Annotated in this window: 11 protein-coding genes; 10 read left to right on the top strand and 1 reads right to left on the bottom strand. The window is 54.7% G+C overall.

From position 1 onward, the window contains the following. The first annotated feature begins 75 nt into the window (after positions 1-75). From udk to asmA, 3 genes are all read left to right on the top strand, one after another. The gene (udk, locus tag H2Z33_RS16655) at positions 76-717 is read left to right on the top strand and encodes a uridine kinase (protein WP_000130320.1); all 642 of its coding nucleotides are present in this window, start codon (positions 76-78) and stop codon (positions 715-717) included. Between the two features lie 91 nt (positions 718-808). Next, a complete protein-coding gene (gene dcd / locus H2Z33_RS16660) occupies positions 809-1,390 on the top strand; it encodes a dCTP deaminase (protein ID WP_017383269.1) in 582 nt (193 codons plus the stop codon). Positions 1,391-1,413: 23 nt separating this feature from the next. Continuing rightward, positions 1,414-3,264: an outer membrane assembly protein AsmA gene (gene asmA, locus H2Z33_RS16665; protein WP_063134487.1), complete on the top strand. Its 1,851-nt coding sequence runs from the start codon at positions 1,414-1,416 to the stop codon at positions 3,262-3,264. 90 nt (positions 3,265-3,354) lie between these two features. Here the strand turns inward: asmA and H2Z33_RS16670 are convergent, their stop codons facing one another. Next, entirely contained in the window at positions 3,355-4,938 is a 1,584-nt protein-coding gene (locus H2Z33_RS16670; protein WP_063134486.1) for a TerC family protein, read from the bottom strand. A 693-nt stretch (positions 4,939-5,631) separates the two neighbouring features. On the opposite strand from H2Z33_RS16670, the gene H2Z33_RS16675 reads away from it, so the two are divergent. The 7 genes from H2Z33_RS16675 to wcaD all read left to right on the top strand — a co-directional run bounded on the left by H2Z33_RS16675 (position 5,632) and on the right by wcaD (position 13,236). After that, positions 5,632-6,768, top strand: a complete 1,137-nt coding sequence (locus tag H2Z33_RS16675; protein ID WP_003862079.1) for a polysaccharide export protein — start codon at positions 5,632-5,634, stop codon at positions 6,766-6,768. 6 nt (positions 6,769-6,774) lie between these two features. Beyond that, positions 6,775-7,218: a low molecular weight protein-tyrosine-phosphatase Wzb gene (wzb, locus tag H2Z33_RS16680; protein ID WP_003862078.1), complete on the top strand. Its 444-nt coding sequence runs from the start codon at positions 6,775-6,777 to the stop codon at positions 7,216-7,218. Between the two features lie 2 nt (positions 7,219-7,220). Continuing rightward, positions 7,221-9,383 (top strand): tyrosine-protein kinase Wzc, encoded by a 2,163-nt coding sequence (wzc, locus tag H2Z33_RS16685; protein ID WP_015572374.1) that lies wholly within the window; start codon positions 7,221-7,223, stop codon positions 9,381-9,383. 110 nt (positions 9,384-9,493) lie between these two features. Further along, positions 9,494-10,336, top strand: a complete 843-nt coding sequence (gene wcaA / locus H2Z33_RS16690; protein WP_017383272.1) for a colanic acid biosynthesis glycosyltransferase WcaA — start codon at positions 9,494-9,496, stop codon at positions 10,334-10,336. After that, positions 10,336-10,827, top strand: coding sequence for a colanic acid biosynthesis acetyltransferase WcaB (gene wcaB, locus H2Z33_RS16695; RefSeq protein ID WP_003863505.1), 492 nt, complete (start codon positions 10,336-10,338; stop codon positions 10,825-10,827). The genes wcaA and wcaB overlap by 1 nt, the downstream gene beginning before the upstream one ends. Then, positions 10,824-12,041 carry a colanic acid biosynthesis glycosyltransferase WcaC gene (gene wcaC, locus H2Z33_RS16700; RefSeq protein WP_045348878.1) on the top strand — a complete coding sequence of 406 codons (1,218 nt, stop codon included), beginning with the start codon at positions 10,824-10,826 and terminating at the stop codon, positions 12,039-12,041. Before wcaB ends, wcaC begins: the two co-directional genes overlap by 4 nt. Then, entirely contained in the window at positions 12,016-13,236 is a 1,221-nt protein-coding gene (gene wcaD, locus H2Z33_RS16705; RefSeq protein ID WP_015572375.1) for a colanic acid polymerase WcaD, read from the top strand. The genes wcaC and wcaD overlap by 26 nt, the downstream gene beginning before the upstream one ends. Positions 13,237-13,245 lie beyond the last annotated feature (9 nt).

Genomic DNA, 13,245 nt, shown 5'->3' on the forward strand with positions numbered 1-13,245 from the left:
AATCCCTATAATTGCCGCGTTTGACGCTCCGGCGTCGTCCTTCCTTACATCCAGGTTAATCAGGTCGCTAAATTTATGACTGATAAGTCTCATCAGTGCGTCATCATAGGCATCGCCGGCGCATCGGCTTCAGGTAAAAGTCTTATTGCCAGTACGCTTTATCGCGAACTGCGTGAACAAGTGGGTGATGAGCATATCGGTGTGATTCCCGAAGATAGCTATTACAAAGATCAATCCCATCTTTCGATGGAAGAGCGCGTAAAAACCAACTACGACCACCCCAGTGCGATGGATCACAGCCTGCTGTTCCAGCATCTGGAAGCGCTGAAGCGCGGCGAGGCGATTGAGCTGCCCGTCTACAGCTACGTGGAACATACCCGCACCCAGGAAACGATCCGTATCGAGCCCAAGAAGGTGATTATCCTTGAAGGGATTTTGCTGCTCACCGACGCCCGTTTGCGCGAATCTATGAACTTCTCGATTTTCGTCGACACTCCGCTGGATATCTGCCTGATGCGGCGTATTAAACGCGACGTTAACGAACGCGGCCGCTCCATGGACTCCGTGATGGCGCAATATCAGAAAACCGTTCGCCCGATGTTCCTGCAATTTATTGAGCCTTCGAAACAATACGCCGATATTATCGTGCCTCGCGGCGGTAAAAACCGTATTGCCATTGATATCTTAAAAGCGAAAATCAGTCAGTTTTTTGAATAAGCCGTGTGAATTGTGTACCGTTCAGAGATAACCTGGTTTTGCCCTGACGCCGTAAGGCTTCAGGGCGCGATGCACGAAAGGAGAAAGTGCCATGCGTCTTTGTGACCGCGATATAGAAGCCTGGCTGGATGAAGGCCGCCTGTCTATCACCCCGCGTCCGCCGGTTGAGCGTATTAACGGCGTGACCGTCGATGTGCGTCTGGGGAATAAATTCCGCACCTTCAGCGGCCACACGGCACCGTTTATCGACCTCAGCGGGCCGAAAGACGAAGTCAGTGCGGCGCTGGATCGCGTCATGAGCGACGAAATCGTCATCGAAGAAGGAGAGGCGTTTTATCTCCATCCTGGCGAACTGGCGCTGGCGGTGACCTTTGAATCGGTCACGCTGCCTGCGGACCTGGTCGGCTGGCTTGACGGACGCTCTTCCCTGGCGCGTCTGGGCCTGATGGTGCACGTCACCGCGCACCGTATCGATCCGGGCTGGTCTGGCCGTATCGTGCTGGAGTTCTTTAACGCCGGTAAATTGCCGCTGGCGCTTCGTCCGGGAATGATGATTGGTGCGTTGAGCTTTGAACCGCTGACCGGCCCGGCAGACCGTCCTTATAACCGCCGTCAGGACGCAAAATATCGCAACCAGCAGGGTGCGGTTGCCAGTCGTATCGATAAAGACTGATCTGTGAGTTCACTGAGGAAGCCATGAGAAGAGTTCTGACAACGCTGATGATTTTGCTGGTGGTGCTGGTGGCTGGCCTTTCAGCGTTGGTGCTGCTGGTTAACCCGAATGACTTCCGGGCCTACATGGTGCGGCAGGTGGAAGCGCGCAGCGGGTATGAACTCAAGCTGGACGGGCCGCTGCGCTGGCACGTCTGGCCTCAGCTCAGCATTCTCTCCGGACGTATGTCCCTCACCGCGCCGGGTGCCGCGCAGCCGCTGGTCACGGCGGATAACATGCGTCTTGATGTCGCGCTCATCCCGCTCTTATCCCATCAGCTCCAGGTTGAACAGGTGATGCTGAAAGGGGCGGTGATTCAGCTTACGCCGCAAACCGAAGCCGTTCGTCAGGCGGATGCTCCGGTCGCACCGCGTGAAAACACCTTACCTGACGTCCCGTCTGACACCGGCTGGTCGTTCGATATTGGTAATCTGAAAGTTGCCGACAGCGTGCTGGTTTTCCAGCATGAAGATGACGAACAGATCACCGTACGCAATATCAACCTCAGGATGGAGCAGGATGCCAACCATCACGCCACCATGGAGTTCTCCGGGCGGATCAACCGCAATCAGCGCGATCTCAACCTGTCGATGAACGCGAACGTGAACGCCTCTGATTATCCGCACCAGCTGACGGCGGACGTTCAGCAGCTTAACTGGCAGCTGACCGGCGCGGATTTACCCGCGAAGGGGATTGCCGGCCAGGGCACGATGCAGGCGGTGTGGCATGAAGAGCGCAAACAGCTCGAACTGAACGCGCTCAACCTCCAGGCCAACGACAGCGCCCTGAAGGGGCAGGCGAGCGTCACGCTTGATGAGAAACCTAAGTGGGTGCTGGATCTGCAATTCGACAAGCTGAACCTCGAGAACCTGCTTCCGCCCCAATCGGTGAACGCGACCGATGAGGGAGCCACGCAGGTGGGGCAAAGCCAGGTCACGCAGTCGCGTCCGGTGATCTCCTCAAATCTCGATCAGCCTGACTACAACGGCCTGCGCGGATTTACCGCAGACATTCTGCTGAAAGCGAACAGCGTGCGCTGGCGTGGGATTGATTTTACTGACGTCAGCAGCCAGATGTTCAACCACAACGGCCTGCTGGTCATCTCCGAGCTCAGCGGAAAAATGGGAGCAGGGAACCTCTCCCTGCCGGGCTCGCTGGATGTGCGCAAAGACGTTGCCAGCGCCGCGTTCCAGCCGCGTCTGGAAAACGTTGAGATTGGCACCATCCTGAAAGCCTTTAATTACCCGATTGCCCTCACGGGGCAGCTGTCGCTGGCAGGGGGTTTCTCTGGTACGAAGATTGATGCGGACGCCTTCCGTCGTAGCTGGCAGGGGCAGGCGCACGTTGAGCTGAAAGATTCGCGCATGGAAGGGCTGAACTTCCAGCAGCTGGTGCAGCAGGCGGTAGAACGCAGCAGCAGCGTGAAAGCGAATGAAAACTACGACAGCGCAACCCGTCTGGACAGCTTTACCAGCGAGCTTGCCCTCGACAACGGTCAGCTCTCGCTGGACGACATGCAGGGGACTTCGTCACTGCTGGCGCTGACCGGAACCGGCGCGCTGGATCTGGTGAAAGAGACGGCAGACACCCGCTTCAACGTCCGCGTGAAGGCTGGCTGGGAAGGCGAAGGCCAGCTTGTGGAGTTCCTGAAAGAGACGCCGATACCGCTGCGCGTGTACGGAAAATGGCAGGAGTTGAATTACAGTTTGCAGGTCGATCAGATCCTGCGTAAGCACCTTCAGGATGAAGCGAAACGTCGGCTGAATGACTGGGCGGACCGCAATAAAGAGTCTCAGTCAGGTAAGGACGTGAAAAAGCTGCTCGATAAGCTGTGATGCCTGTTGTGCCGGGTGGCGGCTTTGCCTTACCCGGCCTACAAAAGCCAGACACCGTAGGCCGGGTAAGCGAAGCGCCACCCGGCTTTTTTACACTTCAAAATCCATCTCATCTTCACCGCGCAGCGGTATCAGCTGCACCTTCTGCACGCGATGGCTCTCAACCTGCAAGGTTTTGATCATGTAATCCCCCACCTGGACCTCTTCGCCCGGCTGCGGAATACGTTGCAGATATTCCATCAGCAAACCGGCGATGGTGTGGTATTCGCGCTTCTCATCCAGCGGAAGCGGAACGAACTGCACCAGATCTTCGAGCGGCATGTGGCCGTTGGCGGTCCAGCTGCCGTCGGCGTTTTTCTGAATATCGTGACGCGCATCGATTTCATCCACCTCATTAGGCAGATTACCAGCGATGGTTTCCATCACGTCGCTGAGCGTCACCAGCCCTTCCACAGAACCAAACTCATCAACGACAAACGCGAAGTGGGTACGCGCGTTGCGGAACTGCTCCAGCGCGGAGAGCAGCGGCAGCGCTTCCGGGAAGACCAGCGGCTGGCGCACCAGCGCCCGCAGGTTGAGCGGCTCGCCGTGGAGCTGCTGTTGCAGGAGGTCAATCAGGTGTACCACGCCCAGCAGCTCTTCTTCCTCTTCACCGCCGGTCACGACCACGCGGGTGTGCTGGTTTTTATCCAGCAGGGCGCGGATCTGCTCTTCCGGCGCCGTCAGGTCAATATGCTCAATGTCATGGCGGGAGGTCATGATACTGCTCACCGAGCGCTGGTTGAGGTTAAGCACGCGCTCTATCATCCGGCGTTCCTGCGGGTTGAAGATCTGCCCGTCGCTGTGGTCGGCAAGCATCGCCGCGGATTCAGCATCCAGCTCGGCATCCTCTTTTTTGCCGCTCAGCAGGCGCATCACCGTATCTGCGGTGCGCTGTCGTAATGTCTGGTTCGCGGAGAGAAAACGGCGACGGTTGAAAATGGCCAGCTGGTTGAGAAACTCAATCAGCACCGAGAAACCAATGGCGGCGTACAAATACCCTTTCGGGATATGGAAGCCAAAACCATCCGCGACCAGGCTAAAGCCAATCATCAGCAGGAAGCTCAGACAGAGGATGACGATAGTCGGGTGACTGTTCACGAAGCGCGTCAGGGCTTTACTGGCGAGCACCATTAGGGTGATGGCGATGATCACCGCGGCCATCATCACCGCCAGATGGTCAACCATCCCGACGGCCGTGATCACGGAGTCGAGAGAAAAGACGGCATCCAGCACCACTATCTGCGCGACCACTGGCCAGAATTTTGCACCGCGTCGCTGGGTGGGGTTTTCACTGTCTTTTCCTTCCAGCCGCTCATTAAGCTCAACCGTGGCTTTGAACAGCAGGAACAATCCGCCGAAAAGCATGATCAGGTCGCGGGCGCTAAAGCTCAGACCCTGCACGCTGAATAAGGGTTTGGTCAGCGTCACCAGCCAGGAGATTGAGGCCAGTAACAGCAGACGCATCACCATGGCGAGCAGAAGACCCGTCACGCGGGCGCGGTCGCGTTGTGAAGGGGGTAATTTATCGGCAAGGATGGCGATAAACACCAGGTTATCAATGCCGAGCACTAATTCGATGACGACCAGCGTCACCAGCCCGGCCCAGATTGATGGATCGGCAATCCATTCCATAGTAAATGCAATACCTTCTGTTATATGACTAATGTCACACTTCGATCATGGATAAAGCCGACGGAAATTGCAATGCCGGGGTGAGATTTCTCTTAATGCTACACTCAGGTAAACCCCATTTGCCGGGCGGTGTAAATAAGTTAATTGCGAAGATTTAATTACATAAGACGATATTTAGGATATATCGCAATAAATGGTCCGGCGATCTATTTTGTCAATATAAAGAAAATCCGAAAACCTTAAAACTTTGCTCTTAATATTAATCTTAAAAACGAATATTAGGACGGTTGTCTCCTTGCCTGCTATTAGGTTAGCTGCAACAATTCTTCCAGCATCAAATGTTAAATCTCCTTGTTGCTATTTTTGTTTCGGTCTTTGGTGAAGGTTATACATTATCAATCGCCCCTGTGAGGCGTTTGATATATTTCGCAAAAGGCCTTATCCAAGAGGGTGTCTAACCATAACGCATTGTTTAGTCAGTGGATTGGTAACTGAAAGCCAAGGGCGGTAGCGTGCCTGAAAGCGTGTGAATCAGCCTCAATTATTCTGTCAATAGCCAATGGATGAATAAGCTTTTTTTAGGACTGATGCCAGTTATATTGCTAAATGATTAACTGCATTCTGATTGTCACCACGACCCGCGCTTATTTTAATTGCACAGGATAATTACTCTGCCAAAGTGATAAATAATCAATGATGAAATCCAAAATGAAATTGATGCCATTATTGGTGTCTGTGACCTTGATGAGTGGTTGCACGGTCTTTCCCGGCAGCAATATGTCGACAATGGGCAAGGATGTGATTAAACAGCAGGATGCTGATTTTGATCTCGACAAAATGGTGAATGTGTATCCATTAACCCCACGTCTGGTGGAACAATTACGCCCACGTCCAAATGTTGCTCAGCCAAATATGTCTCTGGACCAGGAAATTGCCTCTTACCAGTATCGCGTGGGTCCGGGTGACGTCATTAACGTGACCGTCTGGGATCACCCTGAACTGACCACGCCTGCGGGCCAGTACCGCAGCTCAAGTGACACCGGTAACTGGGTTCAGTCCGATGGCACCATGTTCTATCCCTACATTGGCAAAGTGCACGTCGCGGGCAAAACGCTTGCTGAGATCCGTAGTGATATTACCGGCCGCCTGGCGCAGTACATTGCTGACCCGCAGGTGGACGTTAATATCGCCGCGTTCCGATCCCAGAAAGCCTATATCTCTGGCCAGGTCAATAAATCCGGCCAGCAGGCGATCACCAACGTCCCGCTCACCGTTCTCGATGCGATCAATGCCGCAGGCGGCTTAACCGACGGCGCTGACTGGCGCAACGTGGTGCTGACCCACAACGGCAAAGAGCAGCGCATTTCGCTTCAGGCGCTGATGCAAAACGGTGACCTGACCCAGAACCGCCTCCTTTATCCGGGCGATATTCTGTACGTGCCGCGCAACGACGATCTGAAAGTGTTCGTGATGGGTGAAGTGAAGAAACAGAGCACCCTCAAGATGGACTTCAGCGGTATGACCCTGACCGAAGCGCTGGGCAATGCGGAAGGCATCGATCTGACCGCCTCCAACGCCAGCGGTATCTTCGTGATCCGTCCTATCAAAGGCGAGAACGCGAAGGGCAAGATTGCCAACATCTACCAGCTGGATATGTCCGACGCGACGTCCCTGGTCATGGCAACGTCGTTCCGTCTCCAGCCGTACGATGTGGTCTATGTCACCACCGCGCCGGTTGCCCGCTGGAACCGTCTGATCAACCAGTTGCTGCCTACCATCAGTGGCGTTCGCTACATGACGGATACGGCGAGCGACGTTCATAACTGGTAAGCCGCGATGTTTAACAAAATTCTGGTGGTGTGCGTGGGGAACATTTGCCGTTCCCCCACGGCTGAAAGGCTGTTGAAAAATTACCAGCCTGCGTTAACGGTCGACTCCGCAGGGCTGGGCGCGCTGGTCGGAAAAGGTGCCGACGAACGTGCCGCAAGCGTTGCCCTTGAGCATAACCTCTCACTCGACGGGCACGTTGCCCGTCAGGTCTCTGGCCGGATGTGCCGGGAATATGACCTGATCCTCGCGATGGAAAAACGCCACATTCACGCGCTGTGCGATATCGCACCGGAGATGCGCGGCAAGGTGATGCTGTTTGGTCACTGGGATGGTGAGCGCGAAATTCCCGATCCGTATCGCAAGAGCCGCGAGGCCTTTGAGGCGGTATACACCTTACTAGACCAGTCTGCCCGTCAGTGGGCGCAGGCACTGAAAGCTCAGCAGGGATAACAATGACAGAAAAAACAAGACCTTCTGCCGCCCCGACGTCGGGCAGTGATGAAATCGATATCGGTCGCCTGGTCGGGACCGTTATTGAAGCGAAATGGTGGGTGCTGGGTATTACCGCCATCTTTGCCGTGGCGGCGATCGTTTATACGCTGTTCGCGACGCCTATTTACAGCGCCGACGCGCTGGTGCAGATCGAACAAAATACCGGAAACTCGCTGGTTCAGGATATCGGCTCGGCGCTGGCCAACAAGCCGCCGGCATCGGAAGCCGAAATTCAGCTGATCCAGTCGCGCCTGGTACTGGGCAAAACGGTTCATGACCTGGGGCTGGATATCGCGGTCACCAAAAACACCTTCCCGGTATTTGGCGCAGGCTGGGATCGCCTGATGGGGCGCAGTAACGATACGGTAAAAGTGACCGACTTCGTGATCCCAAAAGGGGCAGGGGACCAAACCTTTACCCTGACCGTGCTGGGACCAAAACAGTATCAACTGACCAGCGACGCGGGCTTCAGCGCACGCGGTGAGGTGGGGCAGATGCTGACCAAAGAGGGCGTCAGCATCAAGGTCAGCGCAATTCAGGCGCATGAGGGCGGGGAGTTTACGGTCACCAAATTCTCGACGCTCGGGATGATCAACAACCTGCAAAACAACCTGACCGTCACCGAAAACGGCAAGGACACCGGCGTCCTGAGCATGACCTTCACCGGTGAAGACAAGGATCAAATTCGCGACATCCTCAATAGCATCACCCGCAACTATCTGGAGCAGAACGTTGAGCGTAAGTCAGCGGAAGCTGCAAAAAGCCTGGCGTTTCTCAGTAAACAGCTGCCGGAGGTGCGCGCCCGTCTGGATGACGCTGAGAACAAGCTGAACGCGTACCGTCAGGACAAGGATTCCGTCGATCTGCCGCTGGAGGCGAAATCGGTTCTCGACTCCATGGTGAATATTGATGCGCAGCTGAACGAGCTGACCTTCAAAGAGGCGGAGATTTCCAAGCTCTATACCAAACGTCACCCGGCGTACCGCACGCTGCTGGAGAAACGTCGTACCCTGGAAGAAGAGAAGGCGAAGCTGAATGACCGCGTGACCGCGATGCCGAAGACGCAGCAGGAAATTGTACGCCTGACGCGTGATGTGGAATCCGGCCAGCAGGTTTACATGCAGCTGCTGAACAAACAGCAGGAGCTGAAGATCACCGAAGCCAGTACGGTGGGTGATGTGCGTATCGTCGACCCTGCCATCACCCAGCCGGGCGTGCTGAAGCCGAAGAAAGCGCTGATTATCCTCGGCAGCATTATTCTCGGCCTGATGCTTTCCATTGTCGGCGTGCTGCTGCGCTCGCTGTTCAACCGCGGTATCGAAAGCCCGCAGGTGCTGGAAGAGAACGGGATCAGCGTGTACGCCAGCATCCCGCTTTCAGAGTGGCAGAAGTCCCGTGACAGCGTCAAAACCGTTAAGGGCGTCAAGCGTTACAAACAGAGCCAGCTGCTGGCCGTGGGTAACCCGACTGACCTGGCGATTGAAGCGGTGCGCAGCCTGCGTACCAGCCTCCACTTCGCCATGATGCAGGCCAAAAACAACGTCCTGATGATGACCGGTGTCAGCCCGTCAATCGGTAAAACCTTCGTCTGCGCCAACCTGGCGGCGGTGGTGAGCCAGACCAACAAGCGCGTGCTGTTGATCGACTGCGATATGCGTAAGGGCTACACCCATGAGCTGCTGGGGACCAACAACGTTAACGGTCTGTCGGAAATCCTGCTCGGTAAAGGGGAAATCAGCGAGAGCGCCAAGCCGACGTCGATTCCGAAATTTGACCTGATCCCGCGTGGCCAGGTGCCGCCGAACCCGTCTGAACTGCTGATGAGCGAGCGCTTCACGCAGCTGATTGAGTGGGCGAGCAAAAACTATGACCTGGTGCTGATCGATACCCCACCAATTCTGGCGGTCACCGACGCTGCCGTGGTAGGGCGTCATGCGGGCACCACGCTGATGGTCGCACGCTATGCGGTGAACACCCTGAAGGAAGTGGAAACCAGCCTGAGCCGCTTTGAGCAGAACGGTATTGAGGTGAAGGGGGTCATTCTGAACTCCATCTTCCGCCGCGCGACCGGGTATCAGGATTACGGCTACTACGAGTACGAATACAAGTCTGACAGTAAATAATAATCCCCCTCATCCTAACCCTCTCCCCAGGGGGGAGAGAGGACTGCATGGTGCAGCTTTTCTCCCTCTCCCTCCGGGAGAGGGTCGGGGTGAGGGATAAGGGGAAGACCATGACCACACAACGCCCTTTGATTTCTATCTATATGCCGACATGGAATCGTCAGCAGCTGGCGATCCGCGCGATTAAATCGGTCCTGCGTCAGGATTACGATAACTGGGAACTGATTATCGTGGATGACTGTTCCTCCTCTTACGAACAGCTGCAAAAATTTGTCGAAGACCTGAACGACCCGCGCGTGGTGTACACGCACAACGCCATCAACTCCGGGGCGTGTGCGGTGCGCAACCAGGCGATTATGCAGGCGAAAGGGCAGTATCTGACCGGTATCGACGACGATGACGAATGGACGCCAAACCGTCTGTCCATCTTCCTGTCGCACAAAGCGCAGCTGGTGACCCACGCGTTTCTGTATGCCAATGACTATGTTTGCCAGGGCGAGGTCTATTCGCAGCCAGCCAGCCTGCCGCTGTATCCGAAATCACCGTATTCCCGCCGCCTGTTCTACAAGCGCAACATTATCGGCAATCAGGTGTTTACCTGGGCATGGCGCTTTAAGGAGTGCCTGTTCGATACCGAGCTGAAGGCCGCGCAGGATTACGACATCTTCCTGCGGATGGTGGTGGAGTACGGCGAGCCGTGGAAGGTGGAAGAGGCCACGCAGATCCTGCACATCAATCACGGGGAGATGCAAATCACCTCGTCGCCGAAGAAATTCTCGGGCTACTTCCATTTTTACCGCAAGCACAAGGACAAGTTTGACCGTGCCAGCCGGAAGTATCAGCTCTTCACCCTGTATCAGATCCGTAATAAGCGCATGAACTGGCGCACGCTGCTGACGCTGCTGTCGGTACGTAACGGCAAGCGTCTGGCTGACGGGCTTCGGGGGAAATAATGTTTCTGGAAGATTGCCGCGCTAACAGCTGGAGCCTGCGCCCGTGCTGCATGGTTCTGGCCTACCGTATTGCGCACTTTTGCTCGGTGTGGCGCAAAAAAAATGTGCTGAACAATATCTGGGCCGCGCCGGTGCTGGTGCTGTACCGCATCATCACCGAATGCTTTTTTGGCTATGAAATTCAGGCCGCTGCCACCATTGGCCGCCGCTTTACCATTCATCACGGCTATGCGGTGGTCATCAACAAGTTCGTCGTCGCGGGTGATGATTTCACCATTCGCCACGGGGTGACAATCGGCAACCGCGGGCCAGACAGCCTGGCTTGCCCGGTGATTGGCAATAACGTCGAGTTGGGCGCCAACGTGGTGATGATCGGGGACATTACCGTGGGTAATAACGTGACGATTGGCGCAGGCAGCGTGGTGCTGGACAGCATTCCGGACAACGCGCTGGTGGTGGGCGAGAAAGCCCGCGTGAAGGTGATTAAATGAACATTCTGCAATTTAACGTACGCCTCGCAGAGGGCGGGGCGGCAGGCGTAGCGCTGGATCTGCACCAGCGCGCGCTGCAAAAAGGACTCCAGTCGCGCTTTGTTTACGGTTACGGTAAAGGCGGCAAGAAAAGCGTCAGCCATGATAACTATCCGCAGGTGCTGAAGCAGACGCCACGTCTGACCTCCATCGCCAATATTGCGCTGTTCCGCCTGTTTAACCGCGACCTGTTCGGCAACCTGAATAATCTCTACCGCACCGTCACCCGCACTCGCGGCCCGGTTGTGCTGCACTTCCACGTGCTGCACAGCTACTGGCTGAATCTGGAAGAGGTGGTGGCGTTTTGTGGCAAGGTGAAGGCGCACAAGCCGGATACCCGATTTGTCTGGACGCTGCACGACCACTGGAGCGTGACCGGACGTTGCGCCTTTACCGACGGCTGCGAAGGCTGGAAAGATAACTGCCAGAAATGCCCTACGCTCAGCAACTACCCGCCGGTGAAGGTCGATCGCGCGCATCAGCTGGTTGAGGGTAAGCGTCAGCTGTTCCGCGATATGCTCTCGCTCGGCTGCACCTTTATCTCCCCAAGCCAGCACGTGGCGGACGCTTTTAATAGCCTGTACGGAGCAGGGCGCTGCCAGATCATCAACAACGGTATTGATGTGGCAACGGAAGCGATCCTGGCCGAACTGACGCCCGTAGCCGTTACCCCCGGTAAGCCGAAAATTGCGGTCGTCGCCCATGACCTGCGCTACGACGGCAAAACCAACCAGCAGCTGGTGCGCGACATGATGGCGCTCGGCGACAAAATTGAGCTGCATACCTTTGGCAAATTCTCGCCGTTTGATGGCGCTAACGTGGTGAACCACGGGTTTGAAACCGACAAGCGCAAACTGATGAGCGCGCTGAACGGTATGGACGCGCTGGTGTTCAGCTCCCGCGTGGACAACTACCCGCTGATCCTGTGCGAAGCGCTCTCCATCGGCGTACCGGTGATTGCCACCCACAGCGACGCCGCGCGGGAAGTGCTGGAGAAATCCGGCGGTAAAACCTTCAGTGAAAATGAGGTGCTGCCGCTGGTGCAGTTGTCGAAGGCCGATATCGCGCAGGCTGTTTTTGGCACGGACCTGGAATCGTTCCGCAACCGTAGCCGCAAAGCGTACAGTGGACAACAGATGCTGGAGGAGTATGTCTCGTTCTATCAGAATCTGTAGTTATCTGCTGCTGCCGCTGATCTACCTGCTGGTCAACGTTAAGATTGCCCAGCTCGGTGAAAGCTTCCCGATCACTATCGTCACCTTCCTGCCGGTTCTGCTGTTGCTTTACGTTGACAAGCTTAACCTCAAAAAGCTGATGATTTCACTGGGCATCGGGTTTGGTCTGACGGCGTTTAACTACATCTTTGGTCAGTCGCTGGACGCCAGCAAATATGTCACCTCCACCATGCTGTTTGTTTATATCGTTATCATTATTGGCATGGTGTGGAGTATTCGCTTTAAAACTATTTCTCCGCACAATTATAGGAAAATCCTCAGGTTCTTTTATATTGTCGTCGGGCTGATTGTTGTGCTTGCGGCAATGGAGATGGCGCAAATTATTCTCACAGGCGGCAGTAGCCTGATGGAAATAATTTCGAAATATCTTATATACAGTAACAGCTATGTACTGAACTTCATTAAGTTTGGTGGCAAGCGTACAACCGCGCTCTATTTTGAACCGGCGTTTTTTGCTCTGGCATTAATCTCAATTTGGCTCAGCATCAAACAGTTCGGTATCAAAACCCCCAAGACCGATGCTATGATTCTTGCAGGAATCGTTCTGTCAGGGTCGTTCTCCGGGGTAATGACGTTTATTCTGTTTTACCTGCTGGAGTGGGCCTTCCAGTACCTGAACAAAGAGGCGATTAAGAAAAAACTGCCGCTGGCGATAATCTCTCTGACGGTATTTTTAGTGGGCGTAATATTTGCGTTTCCGTACATTTCTGAACGTCTGGGTGATTTGGGAACGGAAGGTTCGTCGTCCTATTATCGCATCATTGGTCCACTGGTGATGGTGGGTTATTCCTTAACCCATATTGATGGCGTAGTAAGATTCGGCTCACTTTACGAATATGTTGCATCATTCGGAATCTTTAACGGTGCGGATGTCGGTAAAACCATAGACAATGGTCTGTATCTGTTAATTATCTATTTTTCCTGGTTCGCCGTACTGTTGACACTGTGGTATCTGTTTAAAGTTTTCAAAATGATGATTAACGCGTTTGGTGATAACCAGAACTTTCGCGTGCAACTTTATCTGTTCACACCGGTGTCGTTGTTTTTTACCGGGTCAATATTTAGCCCGGAATATGCATTCTTAATTGTATGTCCGTTTATTTTGCGCAAAGCGCTGAATATTACGAGCGTATGACGAAATGAG

The organism is Enterobacter sp. YSU, assembly GCF_016082135.1.
Classification (GTDB): domain Bacteria; phylum Pseudomonadota; class Gammaproteobacteria; order Enterobacterales; family Enterobacteriaceae; genus Enterobacter; species Enterobacter hormaechei_C.

Coding starts and splice junctions, on each gene's coding strand:
- udk (WP_000130320.1), top strand. CDS start 76: ATGACTGATAAGTCTCATCAGTGCGTCATCATAGGCATCGCCGGCGCA.
- dcd (WP_017383269.1), top strand. CDS start 809: ATGCGTCTTTGTGACCGCGATATAGAAGCCTGGCTGGATGAAGGCCGC.
- asmA (WP_063134487.1), top strand. CDS start 1,414: ATGAGAAGAGTTCTGACAACGCTGATGATTTTGCTGGTGGTGCTGGTG.
- H2Z33_RS16670 (WP_063134486.1), bottom strand. CDS start 4,938: ATGGAATGGATTGCCGATCCATCAATCTGGGCCGGGCTGGTGACGCTG.
- H2Z33_RS16675 (WP_003862079.1), top strand. CDS start 5,632: ATGATGAAATCCAAAATGAAATTGATGCCATTATTGGTGTCTGTGACC.
- wzb (WP_003862078.1), top strand. CDS start 6,775: ATGTTTAACAAAATTCTGGTGGTGTGCGTGGGGAACATTTGCCGTTCC.
- wzc (WP_015572374.1), top strand. CDS start 7,221: ATGACAGAAAAAACAAGACCTTCTGCCGCCCCGACGTCGGGCAGTGAT.
- wcaA (WP_017383272.1), top strand. CDS start 9,494: ATGACCACACAACGCCCTTTGATTTCTATCTATATGCCGACATGGAAT.
- wcaB (WP_003863505.1), top strand. CDS start 10,336: ATGTTTCTGGAAGATTGCCGCGCTAACAGCTGGAGCCTGCGCCCGTGC.
- wcaC (WP_045348878.1), top strand. CDS start 10,824: ATGAACATTCTGCAATTTAACGTACGCCTCGCAGAGGGCGGGGCGGCA.
- wcaD (WP_015572375.1), top strand. CDS start 12,016: ATGTCTCGTTCTATCAGAATCTGTAGTTATCTGCTGCTGCCGCTGATC.